Genomic DNA, 17,542 nt, shown 5'->3' on the forward strand with positions numbered 1-17,542 from the left:
TCCATGAAAGCCCCCGCCGTGGTGACCGAGCGCCCGATTCTCGCCGGATCGGACGTGCCCCTCGGCGCGACATGGGACGGGACGGGGACGAACTTCGCCCTGTTCTCCGCCAATGCGACCAAGGTCGAGCTCTGCCTCTTCGACTCCCGCGGCCGCCGCGAGACGGCGCGGATCGAGCTGCCGGAATACACGCACCAGGTCTGGCACGGCTATCTGCCCGATGTGCGCCCCGGCCAGCTCTACGGCTACCGGGTGCACGGGCCCTATGCGCCCGAGGCGGGCCACCGCTTCAACCCGCACAAGCTGCTCCTCGACCCCTATGCGCTCCAGCACCGGGGAGACCTGCGCCCGCATTCAGCGATCTTCGGCTACCGGATGGGCCATTCGCAGGGCGACCTCAGCTACGACCGGCGCGACAGCGCCTTCGTCGTGCCGAAATCGGTGGTGGTCGACAGCGCCCATACCTGGGGCGGCGACTTCCGCCCAGGGCAACCCTGGGGCCGCACGGTGATCTACGAGGCGCATGTCGGCGGCATGACCATGGGCCGGCAGGACATCGAGCCGAAGCTCCGCGGCACGTTCGAGGGGCTGGCCGACCCGCGCGTCATCGACCATCTGGTGCAGCTCGGCGTCACCTCGCTGGAGCTGCTGCCCGTGCAGGCCTTCTATGACGAAGGGCACCTGACCGACAAAGGGCTCGTCAACTGGTGGGGCTATTCGACCCTCGGCTTCTTCGCCCCGGCGCCGCGCTTCCTCACCGACAACGGCTCGCTCCACGAGTTCAAGCTGATGGTCCGCCGCCTGCACGAGGCGGAGATCGAGGTCATCATGGATGTGGTCTACAACCACACCGCCGAGGGCAACCAGATGGGCCCGACGCTGAGCTTCCGCGGCATCGACAACGCCAGCTACTACACGCTCGCCGACGATCCGCGCTATTACTTCGACACGACCGGCACCGGCAACTCCTTGAATCTGCGCAATTCCCGCGTGCTGCAGATGGTGATGGACAGCCTTCGCTACTGGGTCGAGGAATGCCATGTCGACGGCTTCCGCTTCGACCTCGCCTCCACGCTCGGCCGCGACCGCGACAGCTTCTCGGAACATGCGGTCTTCCTCGAGGCGGTGCGGCAGGATCCGATCCTCGCCGGCGTGAAGCTCATCGCCGAGCCCTGGGACACCGGGCCGAACGGCTATCAGGTCGGCAATTTCCCCCCCGGCTGGGCGGAGTGGAACGACAAGTATCGCGACACCACCCGCGCCTTCTGGAAGGGCGACGGCGGCAAGCTGCCCGACATGGCGGAGGCGCTGCTCGGCTCGGCCCCGACCTTCCAGAAGGCCGGCCGCCGCCCCTGGGCGAGCGTCAATTTCGTGACCGCCCATGACGGCTTCACGCTGATGGATCTCGTCTCCTACAACGACAAGCACAACGAGGCGAATGGCGAAGAGAACCGCGACGGCCACAGCCACAACCTTTCGTGGAACTGCGGCGTCGAGGGGCCGACGGACGATCACGCCATCCTCGCGCTGAGGGATCGCCAGCGCCGCAACCTCATGGCCACGCTGATCTTTTCGCAAGGCACGCCCATGATCCTGATGGGCGACGAGCGCGGCCGCTCGCAGATGGGCAATAACAACAGCTATTGCCAGCCGGGCGAGATCAACTGGCTGGATTGGGAGGCGGGCGAAGAGCAGCTCGCCTTCGAAGAGTTCGTCCGCGGCCTTCTGCAGATCCGCGCCACGCGCGGCCTGTTCCTCGCCGAACGCTACCTCCACGCAGGCCCCGATGCCCGCCACGGGCGCTTCGCTAAATGGCTGCGCCCCGATGGCGAGGAGATGCGCGACGAGGATTGGGGCAATGGCGAGGCGCGCGCCGTGGGGCTCTTGCTGCACGAGGAGGGCACCTTCCTCTTCATGGCGCTCAACGCCTCCGACACCGACGTGGCCTTCCTGATGCCGGGCGATGCGAGCCGCACCTGGCGCCGGCTTGTCGACACCGCGACGGGCGTCGCCGATCCCGACGCGCCCCTGAAACCCGAAGATGGCGGCGCGGCCCTGCCGGCCCGCAGTTTCGCCCTGTTCGAGACCGAAATGCATGGATGATCAATCGTATAGCTGGGGCTGTATCCCGGCCGGCCCCGGCCAATGGCGCTTCCGTCTCTGGGCGCCGGGCTGCGAGCGGCTGACGCTTCGGCTCGGCGGCCACGATCTGCCGATGGTGGCGGAGGAGGGCGGCTGGTTCGCCCTCACCACCGAAGCGGCCGAGGGCGATGCCTATGCCTTCGTCCTGCCCGACGGAACCGCCGTCCCCGATCCCGCCGCCCGCCGGCAGGAGGGCGACGTGCACGGGCCATCGCTCGTCACCGCCCCCCGCACCGCCGAAGCCTGGCCGGGCCGGCTCTGGGAAGAGGCGGTGATCTACGAGCTGCACATAGGCACCTTCACCGAGGCGGGCACCTATCGCGCCGCCATCGACGAGCTGCCCCGGCTGGCCGGGCTTGGCATCACGGTGATCGAGATCCTGCCGCTCGCGCAATTCGGCGGCGACCGGGGCTGGGGCTATGACGGCGTTCTGCCCTATTGCCCCCACCCAACCTACGGCAGCCCGGATGACCTCTCCGCGCTGATCGACGCCGCCCATGACGCGGGGCTGATGGTCCTTCTCGATGTCGTCTACAACCACTTCGGGCCGGACGGAAATTACCTCCACGCCTATGCGGAGCCCTTCTTCGACGCCGCCCGCACCACGCCCTGGGGCGCCGGCATCGATTACACGGAAAGCCCCGTCCGCCGCTTCTTCATCGAGAATGCGCTTTACTGGCTGACGGAATTCGGCTTCGACGGGCTCCGCCTCGATGCGGTCGACCAGATCAAGGACAGCTCCGATCCCGAACTGCTGCTCGAACTGGCGTCGGAGGTGCGCAGCACGCTCAAGGGCCGCATGATCGTGCTGACGACGGAGGACAACCGCAACGTCACCCATCTGCACGAGCGCGAGACAGACGGGTCTGTCTTGCGCCATACAGGCGAGTGGAACGACGATTTCCACAATGCCGCCCATGCCTTGGCCACCGGCGAGGCGGAGGGCTACTACGCCGATTTCGCCGATGACCCGCTCCGCCATCTCGGCCGGGCGCTGGCGGAGGGCTTCTCCTTCCAGGGCGAGGGCGGGCGCGGCAAGCGCTCCACCCATCTGCCGCCGACGGCCTTCGTCGATTTCCTGCAGAACCACGACCAGACCGGCAACCGCGCACTCGGCGAGCGGCTGATCTCCCTGACGGACGCCGCGACGCTGGAGGCGCTGACCGCGATCCTCCTCCTGTCGCCGCATATCCCGCTGCTCTTCATGGGCGAGGAATATGGCGAGACGCGGCCCTTCACCTTCTTCGCCCATTTCGGCGGAGAGCTGGACGAGGCCGTCCGCTCCGGCCGCGCCGAGGAATTCGCGGCCTTCGCCTCCTTCTCCGGCGCCGACATCCCCGATCCGATCGCTGAGAGCACCTTCCGCGCCTGCAAACTCGACCCCGAGCGGCGTGACAGCGCCGAGGGCCGGGCCCATCAGGCGCGGCTCAAGACGCTCCTCGAGCTCCGCGCCCGCCATGTCGTGCCGCGCCTGGCCGAGACCGCCGGCGGCGCCGGTCATCTCATCAAGGCTGAGGACGGCATCCTTGCCGTCGACTGGCGGCTCGGTGGCGCGACGCTGCAGCTCCGCGCCAACCTTTCCGACGAGCCCCGCGACTTGCCGCGGACCACCGGCGAGGAGATTCACCGCACCGCTCCGCCCGGTGCCCCGAAATCCGCCGTGCACTGGATCAACGTGAGCTTATGAGCCTTCCCACCGCCACCTACCGCCTGCAGTTCCGGCAGGGGATGGATTTCGACAGCGCCGCGGCGCTGGTGCCCTATCTCGCCGATCTCGGCGTCTCCCATCTCTACGCCTCGCCGCTCTTCACGGCCGTGCCCGGCTCGACGCACGGCTATGACGTCACCGACCCCGGCGAGATCGAGCCCTCCCTCGGCGGGCTCGACGGCCTCCGCCGCCTGTCGGAGGCGCTGAAGGGCAGGGGGCTGGGCCTCGTGCTCGACATCGTGCCGAACCACATGGCCTTCTCGGTCGACACGCCCTGGCTGCGCGACGTGCTCCGCCACGGCGAGAAGAGCCGCTACGCCAAGCATTTCGACCTCGACCCCGCCGCCGAGCGCATCCGCCTGCCCTGGCTGCCGGCGCCCTTCGTGGAGGTGCTGCCGCAGCTCAAGATCGTCGATGCCGAGGACGGGCCAGTGCTCGATACCGGCGGGTTGCAGGTGCCGCTCTGCGGCACGCCCTCCGACGCCGCCCGCGACGGCGATCTCGAGGCGCTGCGCGAGCTCTACGAGGCGCAGCCCTGGCAGCTCGTCCACTGGCGGACGGAGAACGACATCCTCAGCCACCGGCGCTTCTTCTCGGTCACCGGGCTCGTCGGTGTCCGCGTCGAGGACGAGGCGGTGTTCGAGGATGTCCATCGGCTGCTCTTCCAGCTCGTGGATGAGGGCATCGTGAACGGCATCCGCATCGACCATGTCGACGGGCTGGCCGATCCGGCGGGCTATCTCGACCGGCTGCGCGCCCGCGTGGGCGACACGCCGATCTGGGTGGAGAAGATCCTCTCCGGCCCCGAGACGCTGCCCGATGCCTGGCCCATCGAGGGCACGACCGGCTATGTCGTCGCCCGGGCGCTGTCGCGGCTTCTGACCGACGGTGAGGGCCTCGAGCGCATCGCCGAGGATTACCGCGAGGCGACGGGCCGCACCGACGCGGTCGAGGAGATCATCCAGAGCGCTCGTCATCAGGTGATGACGCAGGACCTCGCCGCCGAGCTCTGGACGCTGCACCGGCTTTTCAGCGAGGTCGCCGCCGCCGATCCGCGCGGCTGCGAGTTCGGCCCCGAGACGCTCCGTGAGGCGCTGGTCGAGTTCATCTCCGCCTTCCCCCGCTACCGCACGTACATGACCGCGACCCGGATCTCCGAGGCCGACAAGGCGCTCGTGCGGGCCACGGCCGAGCGGGCGGCGGCGCGGCTCATCGACCCCGGCGCGCTGCCCTTCCTCGCCGAGGTGCTCACCCATGCGACGCCGGCCACCGCGCGGCTCCGCCTGCGCCTGCAACAGGTCACCGGCGCCGCCGTCGCCAAATCGGCGGAGGATACGGCCTTCTACCGCGAGGTGCGGCTCCTCTCCGCCAACGAGGTCGGCGGCGAGCCGGATGACGACCCGCTCGGCATCGAGGGCTTCCACCGCGCCATGGAGCGGCGGGCGGAGCATATGCCGCTCGGTCTGTCGCTGACCTCCAGCCACGACACCAAGCGCAGCGAGGATGCGCGGATGCGCATCGCCGCCATCACCTACGAGCCCGAATGCTTCGCGGCCTGGTTCCGCATCTGCCAGGGCTTCGCGCCGAAGCGGCTGAATGCCAACCTCGTCTGGTATGTCGCCCAGACCTTCCTCGCCATGGAACCGGGCGACGGCGACATGGCCGAGCGGCTCGCCGAGCATGTCGTGAAGGCGCTCCGCGAGGCGAAATCCGAAAGCTTCTGGACGGCGCCCGACGTGGCGCTGGAGGAGGCCGCGCAGGATTACGTCCGCCGGCTGGCCCAGCACTTCCCCCGCCATGCGCGGGAGGTGGATGCCATCATCACCGCCGCCGACCGGCTGTCGCTGATCCAGACGGCGCTGCACCTGACCGTGCCGGGCATCCCCGATCTCTATCAGGGCACCGAGCTCGCCAGCCATGCGCTGACCGACCCCGACAACCGCCGCGCCGTCGATTTCGACCTGCGGGCGCGGGCGCTGAAGAGCCCCGATCTTCTGCCCCGCAAGCTCGACCGGCAGAAGCTGGCGCTGACGCGCGACCTCCTTTGCCTGCGCCGGGCGGAGCCGGAGCTCTTCCTCACCGGCGGGTATCACCGCCTGCCGGCGCCGCCGGGCATCTGCGCCTATGAGCGGCGGAGCGGGGCGAAGCGGCTGCGGGTGGGGCTGGCGATCTCGGCCGAGGCGCGGGCGCTGGAAGAGGTCATCCAGACGCCGGGCACCTGGTGGCCGGAGGATCCGGCGGGCAGCCCGGTGCGCCTGTCCTTCGAGGGCTGAGGCGAGGGCCGAGACGGGGGCTGAGGCAGGCGGCGCCGCAAGGGCGCCGCCACTCGTTCTTACTCGCTCGCCAGGGGCAGGGTGCCCGCAGCGTCGAACTGCACGGGGCAGCCGTTCTGGTAGATCCCGGCCTCCCGCGTCCGCGCACAGAAATCCTGCGCGCCGGTCACGAGTTCCGAGATGCGCGCCTGCGCCTCCTCATAGCTCGTCACCTCGCCATGCACCGGCATGTTGATCGCCGGATCGAGCCCGTATTCGGCGACATTGGTGGCCATGCCGCCGGCCCAGAAGTGGAACTGCCAGGTGACATCCGAGAAGTCGCCCTCCATCAGCACCTGCTCCTCCGGCAGATAGGCGAAGACGCCGTCCGCCATGTGGAGATGGCCGAGCGTGTGGTAGATCTCGACGCGCCGGAGCTCGTCCTCCAGCACCAGCTCGCCATCGACGGGCAGGAAGTCGAGGGGCGCCATCGCCACGGCCTGCGCGTCGGGGAAGTTGGGCGCGGGGCGAGAGACCATCTCTTCGAAGATCTCGCGGTTGCCCCGCTCGGCGATCACCTGCAGCCCGCGCGACACCGCAGCCCGAAGCCCGCCCGTATGGTCGAAATGGTGGTGCGAGACGATGACCTGCGTCACCTCCTTGCCCGGCACGAGCTCGTTCGCGGCGTCGATCCGGGCGAGGGTGTCGGCCTCGCTGCCATAGGCCTCGAACATCACCAGATGGTCCGCCATCTCGATGACCGCGCCGCCGGCGCCGCCGAAACGGCCGGGGACGCGCAGGTCCCAGACGCCGGTCGCGACCTCGGTCACATCCACCTGCACCGGCGCGGCCTCGCCGCCCGAGGCGGTGACGGCCGGTTCGGGGAAGGCGGGCATCTGCTCGGCCGGCACGTCGATCCGGTAGCTGTCGACCTGGAACATCAGCTCCACCTGGTCGCGCCAGTCCATCTCGGATTGGATGCCCGTCGGCAGCATGATGCCGTCGAAGGGCAGGTAGCCGGTGAAGTAGACGGTATGCGCCACCTCGCCCAATGTGGCGCTCGGCCCGGTGTAGCGGACCCAGGCCGGCAGATCGTCTGCCGGATTGACGGCCATCCACATCGGCGCGCCGCCCTCGGGCGTGAACGAGACGATGGAGAGCCCGTCATCGACGGTGACGGGCCCGAGCGCGGTGCCCTCGTCCAGCGCCGCCAGCACGGCGGTGAGCGGATGGTCGAGCATCGCGTTGCCGGTCTGCAATTCGTTGGTCCGCGCCCAGTTGAGCCCGAATTCCCCCGCGAAGGGGAACTGATAGGCCCGCCGCTCCTGATTGAGCGCCTGCCCCCCCGCCAGATCGAAACTGCGCTGGGCGTCCGAGACGCTCTGCCACTTGGCGGGCACATGCGCCTCGCCCGTCAGGAAGCCGCCGCCGTTCTGGTAGACGCGCTGGCCGAAGCCGGTCATCACCAGATTCTGCAGCCCCTCCAGCCGCTCGGCGCCGCCCATCGCCTCCGCCACCTCGCCGATCAGCGCCTCCGCGGCGCTCTCGTCCTGGGCGAGGGCCGGATGGGCCGCGAGCGCCAGGGCAGAGACGGCCAAAACCGCCCTATGCCTTGCAAATGAAAGCATTTTTTCCTCCCTATATGTGTGGCGGCCCCATTCCTCCTCGGGAACCGCCGCCGCCGACTCTGACGGGGGCGGACCTAAAGTCAACCTTGGCAATGGATGGGTCGGGAGGGGCCCCTGGGGCCCGCGGGGCTCAGGTCTCGGCGGGCGAGAGGAGGGTCGCGAGCGTCCGGCGGAGCAGCGCCTCGCTCACCGGTTTGCGCAGGGTCGGCGCGGCGCGCAGGCGCTCGTTGTCGGCGAAGCGCGAGGAATTGTAGCCAGAGAGGAACATGAACGGCGTGCCGCGCGCGCCGAGAGCTTCGGCGATCGGCAGCGAGGTGCCGGCGCGGCCCAGATTGACGTCGAGGATCGCCACTTCGGGGCCGAAGGCCTCGATGGCGGCCATGGCGGCGGTCGGCGAGCCGTGGGGGCCATCGGCGACGAAGCCCCAGTCTTCGAGGGTCATCACCAGATCCATGCCGATCAGCACCTCGTCCTCGACCACGAGGATCCGGGCTCCGGCGGGCAGGGCGCTGCCCGCATCGGTCATTTCAGGTGCTGTCGGCAGAAACGGAATCGTCGGTCACCTCTCGGATTATTGTGCAGGACAGGCCGTCCTTAGCAAAGACAATGCCGATCTCCGCGCCGAGTTCCCGCTCGAGAAGCTGCCCGATCAGGAACGAGCCGAAGCCCTCGTGCTCGGGAGGGGAGACCTCCGGCCCGCCGGTTTCGCGCCAGACGATGCGGCGGAAATCGCCATTCTCCGCCTCGACCTCGACCGTCACGCGGCCGCCATCGACGGAAAAAGCCCCGTATTTCGCGGCGTTGGTGGCCAGCTCATGAAAGGCCAGCCCCAGCGACAGCGCCGTGCCGGGCGGCAGGAACACATCGTCGCCGCTGTAGCGGAAGCGCCCGCCGTCCTCGCCGGCATAGGGCGCAAGTTCCGTGGCGACCAGTTGGCGCAGCGTCTGTCCGCGCCAGTCGCTTTCCGTCAGCGCGTCATGGGTGCGCGAGATGGCGGCGAGCCGCTGGGTGAGGCTGGCGGCCATCTCCTCGCGCGTGCGGGCCATGCGGGCGGTGAAGCGGGCGATGGCCTGAACGGTGGCGAGGATGTTCTTCACCCGGTGCTCGAGCTCGGCCAGCAGCATGTCCTTGCGCTCGGTCGCCTCGACGCGCTCGGTGATGTCGATGGCGGAGGGCACGATCTCGCGCACCTCGCCGTCATCCCCGAAGATCGGGGCCATCTGGAAGTCGATGACGACCCGGTCGCCGCTGGCCGCCTTGATGGCCACATCGAAGCGCAGCGTCTGGCCTGCGGCCACGCGCGAGACGGCGGAGCGCAGCTCGGCCTGCGCCTCCTGCCCATAGGGCCACCAGAAGGTCTCCCAGATCTTCTTGCCGATGACCTCTTCGCGGGTGACGCCGCTGCGCTCCAGCGCCGCGGCGTTGATCTCGAGGAGCGTGCCGTCCGGGGAGACGAGCCCGACATAGGCGGCGAGAGAATCGTGCAGCCGCTGCAGGCGCTGCTTCTCGGCGACGTCGCGCTGCCGGGCCTTCACCTGGTCGGTAATGTCGAGCGAGAAGGAGATGACGCCCACGACCTTGCCGTCGGCGTCGAACCAGGGCTCGAGCACGTTGCGGTAGATCGCGGCGTCGCCGGTCTCGCGCCGGTGGGGCACCAGCGCCTCATGCTGCTCCTCGTCGCTCGACTGGCCGGTGGCGAAGACCTGCGCCATGCGTTGCATGAGCGGGGAGCCGTCGAGCTCTGGCATGGCCTCGGTGACGGGCAGGCCGATGATCTCGCGGCCGCCGATCTCCATCTGGTTGCGCGGGTTGGAATAGGTGGTCACGAAATCCGGCCCCTCGTGCATCGAGATGGCGACGGGCGCCTGATCGAAGAGCCGGCGCATCCGCGCCTCGCTCTCGAAGACCTGCCGCTCCAGCGCCCGCTGCTCGGTCACCTCGCGGACGGCACAGCCGACGGCGAAGACCTCGTCGCCGGCGCGAATCGGGAAGAAGTCGTCGATCCACTCGCGGGTGATGCCCGGCTCGTGCGGGGTCTGGCCGCGCACGGTAACGCCGAGCACCGGCTCGCCCGTCTCCAAGACCCGCCGCTGGATGTCGGCGATGGCCTCATGCACGGCGGGGATCAGCTCCGCCTGGCTCTTGCCGATATGCTCTTCGGGCGTGAAGCCGTTGATCTCGGCCAGCATCGGGTTGATGCGCAGCCATTTCAGATCGCGGTCGAGGACGCAGAGCCCGACCGGCGTCGTATCGTAAAGCACCTCCAGCTCGGCATATTGCTCGCTGAGGAGGCGGGCGTTCTCTTCCAGCTTGCGCTCGTAATCCTTCCTTGCGGTGATATCGACGAAGGTGATGACCACCCCGTCGAGCCGGTTGTCGACCGTCCGGTAGGGGCGCACGCGGGCCTGGAAGGTCTCGCCCGTCGCCGGCACCTGCAATTCGCGCTCGATGGGCTGGAGGCTGCGCTGCACGTCGGCCGCATCCTCCTTGAGCTGCGGGTAATCGACCTTGCTGGCGAGGTCGTGGATCGAACGGCCGATGTCGCGGTCCTGCACGCCGAAGAGCCGCGAGACCTCGGGCGTGAACAGGCGGACGCAATCGCGCTCGTCGATGAAAAGCGTCGCGATATCCGTGCTTTCCAGGAGGTTGTTCAAGTCGGAATTGGCGCGCCCGAGCTGGCGGTTGTTCTCGCTGAGCTCGGCGTTGATCGTCTCCAGCTCCTCGTTGATCGACTGCAGTTCCTCGCGCGAAGTCTCGAGCTCCTCATTGGAGCTCTGCAGCTCCTCGTTCATGGAGAGGAGCTCCTCGTTCGTGGCGCGGAGCTCCTGTTCGGCGGATTCGTACTCCTGCTGCAGCGCCACCACCCGTTTTCGGGTGAGCGCCAGCTCGCGGTCGAAATCCGGCGGCTGCGGCTGGAGCGGCAGCTCCCCCGATGCCTCGAGATCGCGGGCGCGGACCTCGATCATCGACAGAAGCACCCGCTCGTCCCCGGGCACCATCGGGCGGGCGATGAGGTCGAAGAGCCGCGGGCCGCCGGCCATCTCGACAACGACGTTGCGAACCTCCGCCCGCGCCTGCGTGCGCCGCGCCTCGGTCACGACGCCATGCGCCGGCAGCCGCAGCTCCTGGCGGAGGTAATCCTCGATCGCCATGCCGACCGCGCCGCGCGCGGGGCGGACGAAATCCGCCATCGCCTCCGAGACATAGATGACCTCGTTGTGGCGGTCGATCGCGGCGAAGGGCGGCGAGGCGTGGTGCAGGAAGGCCTGCTCCGCCTCGGCCTCGATGCCGCCGCCGCCGGTGCGCAGAGCCTGCGTCAGCGGCGTCCAGGAGGACGACGGCTGGATGCGGGTGGGCGAGAGCTGCGCGGCGGCCGCCGAATAGCTCGGCGGCGTCCTGTCGTCGCGCTGGAAGATCCGCGCCGTCCGGTCGACGATCCTGAAATAGCGCTCCTTGCGGCCGAGCGATTCCGAGGGCCCGAGCCAGAGATACCCCCCGGGGTTGAGCGCGTAATGGAAGCGCTGCAGGAGCGCCTCCTGGCTCTCCACGTTGAGGTAGATCATCACGTTGCGGCAGGACACGAGGTCGAGCTTCGAGAACGGCGGGTCGTGCAGCAGGTTGTGCGGGGCGAAGACGCAGGTCTCGCGCAGACCCGTGCGCACGTGCCAGTGCTCTTCATCGCGGCCGAAGAACCGCTCGCGCCGCTCGTCGGAGATGTTCTGCAGGGCCGAATCCGAATAGCGCCCCGAGCGGGCCTGGCGGAGCGCGTCGAGGTCGATATCGGTGCCGAAGATCTTGCAGGGCCGCGTGTCGCCCGCCGCCTCCATGATCTCGGTCACGAGCATGGCGAGCGAATAGGCCTCTTCGCCGGAGGAACAGCCCGGCACCCAGATGCGGAAGCTCGGCTGGTCGCGCGACAGGAGTTTCGTCAGCACCTCGCGCGAGAGAGTCGAGAACGTCTCGGGGTCGCGGAAGAACTGGGTGACGCCGATGAGAAAGTCTTGGGTGAGGAGCGTGCGCTCCTCCTGCCGGCTCCTCAGCGTCTCGAGATAGCCGTCGACGGTGCGCTGGCGCAGAAGCGTCATGCGCCGCGCCACGCGGCGGACGAGCGTGCCGGGCTTGTAGCCGGTGAAGGAATGGCCGGTGCTGTCGGCATCGAGGCATTCGAGGATCTCGCCGAGCCGCGCCTCGATCCGGTCCAGGAGCTCCTCGCGCCCGCCGTCATCCTCGACGGCGCGGCGGTGCTCGACGATCTGGAGGATCTTCTGCGGCATGTCTCCGGGGCGGAGCACCACGTCGACGAGCCCCGTGGCGGCGGCGCTGTCGGGCATGCCGGCGAAGCGGGCGGAATGGCTTTCCTGCACCATGGCGATGCCGCCGGCCGCCTTGATGGCGCGAATGCCGGCGGTGCCGTCCGATCCGGTGCCGGACAGGACGATGCCGAAGCCGCCGCGCTCGTCCGCCTCGGCGAGCGAGGCGAAGAACCTGTCGATCGGCGCGCGAAGCTGGTCGCTCTCGGGGATGGGCGTCAGGCGGAAGCGGCCGTTCTCGATATCGAGGTAATGCGCCGGCGGAATGACATGGACCGTGTCGGGCGCGATGGCGCCGCCGTTCTCGATGCGCAGGACGGGGAGCGTTGCATGGGCGCCAAGCAGCTTGGCGAGCAGCGAGGGTTGATTGCGCGCGAGATGCTGGACGATGACATAGGCGATGCCGGAATCGTTGGGGATCGCTTGCACGAATGCCTGCAGCGCCTCCAGCCCCCCGGCGGAGGCGCCAATACCCACGATCGGCGGCACCGTCGCCATGTGATCACACTCCCGCGTCGCTCCGCCGGCCCGGGCCTTTCACCCGGCAACGGCGCTGCACCCCTTTGTCCAGTCCCTCACGAAGGGCCGGGGCCCTTGACGCTGACGTCATGTTTACAACGGATTTTCCGGTGTTGGGGAAAATTGTTCCGGTTTTCGGAAGGAAACGCCGGATCGCGCCGGGGTCAGCGCGCCTCTGACGCCGCTTCGAGCGCGTCGGCGCCGTCGCCGGCCGCCCAGCCCTCCAGCCGCTCCACGACCTCCTGCGAGATGCTGCGCGGCTCGGCGGCGGCGAGCGGGCAGGGGGCCTTCAGCCGCTCTTCCATGTCACCAATGCGGAAGCTGTTCGGCGCATCGAGCCCGGCGAGCTCGTCCCAGGTCACCGGCACGGCCACCGGGGCGCCGGGGCGGGCGCGGAGCGAATAGGGGGCGATGGCCGTCGAGCCCCGCTCGTTGCGCAGCCAGTCGATGAAGATCCGGCCCTTGCGCTTGGCCTTCGACATGGTGGCGATGTAGCGGTCCGGGTGCCGCTCGGCGAGGATGGTGGCGAAGGCGCGCGAGAAGGTCTTGACCGTCTCCCAAGTCGCGGTGCGCCGGAGCGGCACGATCACATGCACGCCCTTGCCGCCGGAGACCATGGGCACCGGGTCGAGCCCGATCTCCTCTAGGCCCGCGCGCAGCTCCTCGCAGGCGGCCTTCACCGCCTTGAAGCCCAGCCCCTCGTCGGGGTCGAGGTCGAAGACCAGCCGGTCCGGCTTCTCCAGATTGTCACGCTTCGCGCCCCAGATATGGAACTCCACGGTCCCCATCTGCGCCGCGCCGATGAGGCCGGAGGCGGAGGAGACATACATGTAATCCTCCGTCCCGCCGTCCTTTTCCTCGATGGGCAGCGGCTTGATGGCGGCGGGCCAGCCCTTGCCGGCGTGCTTCTGGAAGAAGCTCTGGCCGTCCAGCCCTTCGGGCAGTCGGAGGAGCGAGACGGGCCGGTCTGCCGCCGTCACCAGCATCCTCTCGGTGACCCGCTCGTAGTGGCGGGCGATGTCGGCCTTGGTGATGCCGGCATCGGGAAAGACCGGTCTGTCTGCGCTGGAGATACGGATGCCGCCGACCTTGGCCTCGTCGCCGTCCTCGTCACTGAGTTCGCTCATTGTCGCCTCCCGTCCCGCGCTCACCTCTTCGGCCGGCTTGTCTTTCCGGAGCCCGTGGAACACGCCGTGCCGCACCCGGCCCTCTTCGGTGAATTCCGCATAGGCCACCTCGGCCACCAGCTTCGGCGTGATCCACTTGGCGCCTTTCACCTCGGCCGGCAGGTCGCCCGCCAGGGGCGTCGTCTTGCGCGCGAGGGGCTTCATGGCGGCCATCAAGGCCTCCTGTGTCTCGCCGTCGAAGCCGGTGCCGACCCGGCCGCGATAGACGAGTTCGCCGTCCTCGTAGGAGCCGAGGAGGAGGGAGGAGAACGCCCGCCCGCGCTTTTCGGACGGCGCCCAGCCGGCGATGACCAGCTCGGCGCGGCGGGTGCATTTTGCCTTGATCCAGCCGCGTGTCCGACGGCCGCGATAGGGCGCGTCGATCCGCTTGGAGACGATGCCCTCGCCGCCCGCTTCGCCGATGGCCCCCAGTGCCGCGGCACCGCTCCCCGCGAGTACCGGCGAGAGCCGGATCTGGCCGCGGGGCGGCAGAGGGCTGAGCAGCCCCTCCAGCGCGGCGCGGCGATCCTTGAGCGGCGCCTCCGTCAGATCCTCGCCGTCGAGATGCAGGAGGTCGAAGGCGTAGAAGGTCAGGCGGCCGCCCTCCTTCAACGCCCGTTGCAGCGCCCCGAAATCGCCGCCGCCGGAGCCGGCGATGACCTCGCCGTCGATCAGCGCCGCGCCGCAGGGGATGGCCTCCGCCGGCTCGGCGAGGTCGCCGAAGCGGTCCGTCCAGTCCTTGCCGTTGCGGGTGTAGAGCCGCACGCCGCCCTTGCCGAGCGCGATCAGGCAGCGGTAGCCGTCGAACTTCGCCTCGTGCTGCCAGCCGTCGCCCTCGGGCGGCGCATCCTCCAGCGTCGCGAGCTGCAGTGCGCGGAAGCGGGGGAGGGGCTTGCCGTGCCTCTCGGGCGGATCGGCAGGCTTCTCCGCCGCGATCTCACGCATGGTCCGGCCCGTGGTGACCGAGCGGGTGTGCTTGTTCAGAAGCGCATCGGCGGTGCGGGAGGCGTGATCGTCCTTCTCCTTGATGAGAAGCCAGTTCTCGCGGCCCTTGTCGCCCTTGCGGTTGCCCTTCATCCGCACCAAAGCCCAGCCGCCCTGCATCCGTGCGCCGTGCAGGTGGAAATGCAGCATTCCCTCCTTCAGCCCCTCCGCGGGGTCATGCAGCGGCTCCCACCAGCCGTTGTCCCAGAGCATGACGGTGCCGGCGCCGTATTCGCCCTCGGGGATCGTCCCCTCGAAGTTGCCGTAGGCGACGGGGTGATCCTCGGTGCGCACCGCCAGCCGCTTCTCAGACGGCAGGCCCGAGGGCCCCCGCGTCACGGCCCAGGACCAGAGCACCCCGCCCCATTCGAGCCGGAAGTCGTAATGGAGCCGGCTGGCATCGTGTTTCTGCACGACGAAGGCCTGGGTCTCGCCGCCCGCCGCCACCAGCTCGGCCCGCGGCTCGGAGGTGACCTCGAAATTCCGTTTCTTCGCATATGCCTCGAGCGTGTTCACGAAGCCTTCTTCCGTGAGGAGGAGGAGGACTTGCCCGAAGACCCGCCGGATTTCGCCCCGGAGGATTTCGCGCCGCTGCCCTTGGAATCCTTCAGGCTCTTCTTCAGCGCATCCATCAGGTCGACGACGTTGCTTTCTTCCGGCGGCTCGTCCTTGCCGCCCTTGGCGCGCGGCGTGCGCTTGTTCTTCATCTTGCGGTTGATGAGCTCGCGCAGCGCCATCGCGTAGTGATCCTCGAAATTCGAGGGGTGGAACGGGGCGGACTTGCGCTCGATGAGCTGGGTGGCGACCTCGAGAAGCTCGTCGTCCGACGCCTCGTCCTCGATGCCGGAGAAGAGCGGATCGGCGTTGCGGATGTCGCTCTCGTAATGGAGCGTCTCGAGGAGCAGCCCGTCGCCGCAGGGCCGGATCGCGCAGAGATATTCCTTGCCGCGCATGGTGAGCTGGCCGAGCCCGAGCTTGCCGGCCTTGCGCAGCGCATCGCGGACGACGCGATAGGCATCCTCCGCCAGCTCGTCGGTCGGCACGACGTAATAGGGCTTGTCGAACCAGATCGGCGCGATCTCGCCCTGTTCGACGAATTGCACCAGTTCCAGCGTCTTCTTGGTCTCGAGCTTGATGGCGTCGATCTCGTCGGGCTCGAGGAGGATGTAATCCCCGCCGTCGGTCTCGTAGCCCTTCATGATGTCGTCATTCTCCACCGGCCCGACGCCGGCCACGACCTTCTCGTAGCGGACGGGCTTGCCGGAGGGCTTGTGGATCTGCCGGAACGAGACCCTCGCGCCGGAGTTCTTCGCCGAATGGACCTCGACGGGGATGGAGACGAGGGAGAGCCTGAGCTGCCCCTTCCAGATCGCGCGCGATGCCATGGGTTCCCTCCAAGGTGATCCAGCGTCAGAACGCCGGGCCCCGGGGAATGGTTTCCCGGGAGCGTGCGGCTCCCGGGAAGGTGCATCCTTTTCGCCGTCAGTCGCCGTGGGCGCGCTTGCCCTTCACCGACGACCAGAAGGCGGCACCGATGAGGGCGACGCCGATGAAGCCGGTGATGACCTCGGGGATCGGGAAGAAGGCCTGGGCATACATGATGAGCGACAGAACGAGGATCGCGTAGAAGGCGCCATGCTCGAGGAAGCGGTACTGGTTGAGCGTGCCCTTCTCGACCAGCATGACGGTCATGGACCGCACGTACATCGCGCCGATGCCGAGCCCGATGGCGATGATGAAGATGTTGTGGCTGAGCGCGAAGGCCCCGATCACCCCGTCGAAGGAGAAGGAGGCGTCGAGCACTTCCAGATAGAGGAAGGCGCCGAGACCGCCCGCCGCCGTTCTTTGGGTGGAGCGGAGCCCGCCATCCATGATCGCGCCTCCGGCATCGACCAGAAGGAAGGTCAGCAGCCCGTAGGTCGCCGCCACGATGAACTGGCGGCCGTCTTCCTCGCCCGGCAGCAGGATCGAGGCGATGACGGCGAGCCCGAGGACGAGCGCCGCCTCAAGGCCCCGGATGCGCGCGGCACCGGCGACGCGGCGCTCGATCCGCCGGATCCAGTGCACCTCCTTCTCGGGGTCGAAGAAGTAGGTCAGCGCCACCATCATCAGGAAGGTCCCGCCGAAGGCCGCGATGGGCAGATGCGCCTCGTGCATCAGGTGGGAATATTCCTCCGGCCGCGTGGCGGCGAGCTTCAGCGCCTCCCAGGGGCCGACATTCGCCGCGACGACGATGATGAGCAGCGGAAAGACGATCCGCATCCCGAAGACGGCGATGAGGATGCCCCAGGTCAGGAAGCGCCGCCGCCAGACCTCGCCCATCGTCTTCAGCTTGCGGGCGTTGACGATGGCGTTGTCGAAGGAGAGCGAGATCTCCAGCACCGCGAGCACCGAGGTGATGAAGAGGAACGAAAGCGCGGCAGCGAGCGTGCCGCCGTAGATCCAGCCGACGACGAAGCCGAGGATCAGGCCGACCCCGGTGACGATGAAGGCCCATTTGAAATAGGGAAGGTGCGAATGTCCGGGCGCGCCTCTGTCGGGCATGATGGTCCCCTGTCGGGCGGTCGCCTTTCCGGCGCCGCCCTGCGGCTGTTTCTGGGTCTGCGCCGACATCGCAAGCGCGCCGCGAGACGCTTGCCAGAGGGGCCCGGTCGCCGGGGCGGCGCCCGCCGCCCCTTGTTGATCGTCCCTGTCGCAGATGCCGCAAGGCGCTGCAATCTCAGGTCCGCAGCACTCACAGATGGAGCGCCGCGGCGTGGCTTCAAGGCCGCCCCTGACGAGGGCGCGCCTCGGGCCGTTTGACCCTGCCGCGCCGGCAGGCCACTCTTCGCCG

9 protein-coding genes are annotated in these 17,542 nt (G+C 68.7%); 3 read left to right on the forward strand and 6 right to left on the reverse strand.

The genetic code is table 11. The annotated features are described in order from the left end of the window. Nucleotides 1–3 precede the first annotated feature (3 nt). Genes glgX through treY form a run of 3 tightly spaced genes read left to right on the forward strand, consistent with a single transcriptional unit; the run spans nt 4 to nt 6,123 of the window. A complete protein-coding gene (gene glgX / locus ACAZ03_RS06520; RefSeq protein WP_373356604.1) occupies nt 4–2,103 on the forward strand; it encodes a glycogen debranching protein GlgX in 2,100 nt (699 codons plus the stop codon). After that, the gene (treZ, locus tag ACAZ03_RS06525) at nt 2,096–3,829 is read left to right on the forward strand and encodes a malto-oligosyltrehalose trehalohydrolase (RefSeq protein WP_373356605.1); all 1,734 of its coding nucleotides are present in this window, start codon (nt 2,096–2,098) and stop codon (nt 3,827–3,829) included. The genes glgX and treZ overlap by 8 nt, the downstream gene beginning before the upstream one ends. Continuing rightward, on the forward strand, nt 3,826–6,123 hold the full coding sequence (gene treY / locus ACAZ03_RS06530) for a malto-oligosyltrehalose synthase (RefSeq protein WP_373356606.1): 2,298 nt from the start codon (nt 3,826–3,828) through the stop codon (nt 6,121–6,123). The genes treZ and treY overlap by 4 nt, the downstream gene beginning before the upstream one ends. A gap of 59 nt (nt 6,124–6,182) precedes the next feature. On the opposite strand, the gene ACAZ03_RS06535 is transcribed toward treY, so the two are convergent. The 6 genes from ACAZ03_RS06535 to ACAZ03_RS06560 all read right to left on the reverse strand — a co-directional run bounded on the left by ACAZ03_RS06535 (nt 6,183) and on the right by ACAZ03_RS06560 (nt 17,253). Further along, the gene (locus tag ACAZ03_RS06535; protein ID WP_373356607.1) at nt 6,183–7,700 is read right to left on the reverse strand and encodes an MBL fold metallo-hydrolase; all 1,518 of its coding nucleotides are present in this window, start codon (nt 7,698–7,700) and stop codon (nt 6,183–6,185) included. 160 nt (nt 7,701–7,860) lie between these two features. Then, nucleotides 7,861–8,256 carry a response regulator gene (locus ACAZ03_RS06540; protein ID WP_373356608.1) on the reverse strand — a complete coding sequence of 132 codons (396 nt, stop codon included), beginning with the start codon at nt 8,254–8,256 and terminating at the stop codon, nt 7,861–7,863. A gap of 1 nt (nt 8,257) precedes the next feature. Then, on the reverse strand, nt 8,258–12,538 hold the full coding sequence (locus tag ACAZ03_RS06545) for a CheR family methyltransferase (RefSeq protein ID WP_373356609.1): 4,281 nt from the start codon (nt 12,536–12,538) through the stop codon (nt 8,258–8,260). A 185-nt stretch (nt 12,539–12,723) separates the two neighbouring features. After that, on the reverse strand, nt 12,724–15,225 hold the full coding sequence (ligD, locus tag ACAZ03_RS06550; RefSeq protein ID WP_373356610.1) for a DNA ligase D: 2,502 nt from the start codon (nt 15,223–15,225) through the stop codon (nt 12,724–12,726). Further along, nucleotides 15,222–16,094: a Ku protein gene (locus ACAZ03_RS06555; protein ID WP_373356611.1), complete on the reverse strand. Its 873-nt coding sequence runs from the start codon at nt 16,092–16,094 to the stop codon at nt 15,222–15,224. Before ACAZ03_RS06555 ends, ligD begins: the two co-directional genes overlap by 4 nt. A gap of 97 nt (nt 16,095–16,191) precedes the next feature. Continuing rightward, entirely contained in the window at nt 16,192–17,253 is a 1,062-nt protein-coding gene (locus ACAZ03_RS06560; RefSeq protein WP_373356612.1) for a DUF475 domain-containing protein, read from the reverse strand. Nucleotides 17,254–17,542: the final 289 nt, after the last annotated feature.

Source organism: Pseudoroseicyclus sp. CXY001, from assembly GCF_041714655.1.
GTDB lineage: Bacteria > Pseudomonadota > Alphaproteobacteria > Rhodobacterales > Rhodobacteraceae > Pseudoroseicyclus_A.

Bases quoted from the DNA above. Each gene is read 5' to 3' on its own strand.
- glgX (WP_373356604.1), top strand. From the start codon at position 4: ATGAAAGCCCCCGCCGTGGTGACCGAGCGCCCGATTCTCGCCGGATCG.
- treZ (WP_373356605.1), top strand. From the start codon at position 2,096: ATGGATGATCAATCGTATAGCTGGGGCTGTATCCCGGCCGGCCCCGGC.
- treY (WP_373356606.1), top strand. From the start codon at position 3,826: ATGAGCCTTCCCACCGCCACCTACCGCCTGCAGTTCCGGCAGGGGATG.
- ACAZ03_RS06540 (WP_373356608.1), bottom strand. From the start codon at position 8,256: ATGACCGATGCGGGCAGCGCCCTGCCCGCCGGAGCCCGGATCCTCGTG.
- ACAZ03_RS06545 (WP_373356609.1), bottom strand. From the start codon at position 12,538: ATGGCGACGGTGCCGCCGATCGTGGGTATTGGCGCCTCCGCCGGGGGG.
- ACAZ03_RS06555 (WP_373356611.1), bottom strand. From the start codon at position 16,094: ATGGCATCGCGCGCGATCTGGAAGGGGCAGCTCAGGCTCTCCCTCGTC.
- ACAZ03_RS06560 (WP_373356612.1), bottom strand. From the start codon at position 17,253: ATGCCCGACAGAGGCGCGCCCGGACATTCGCACCTTCCCTATTTCAAA.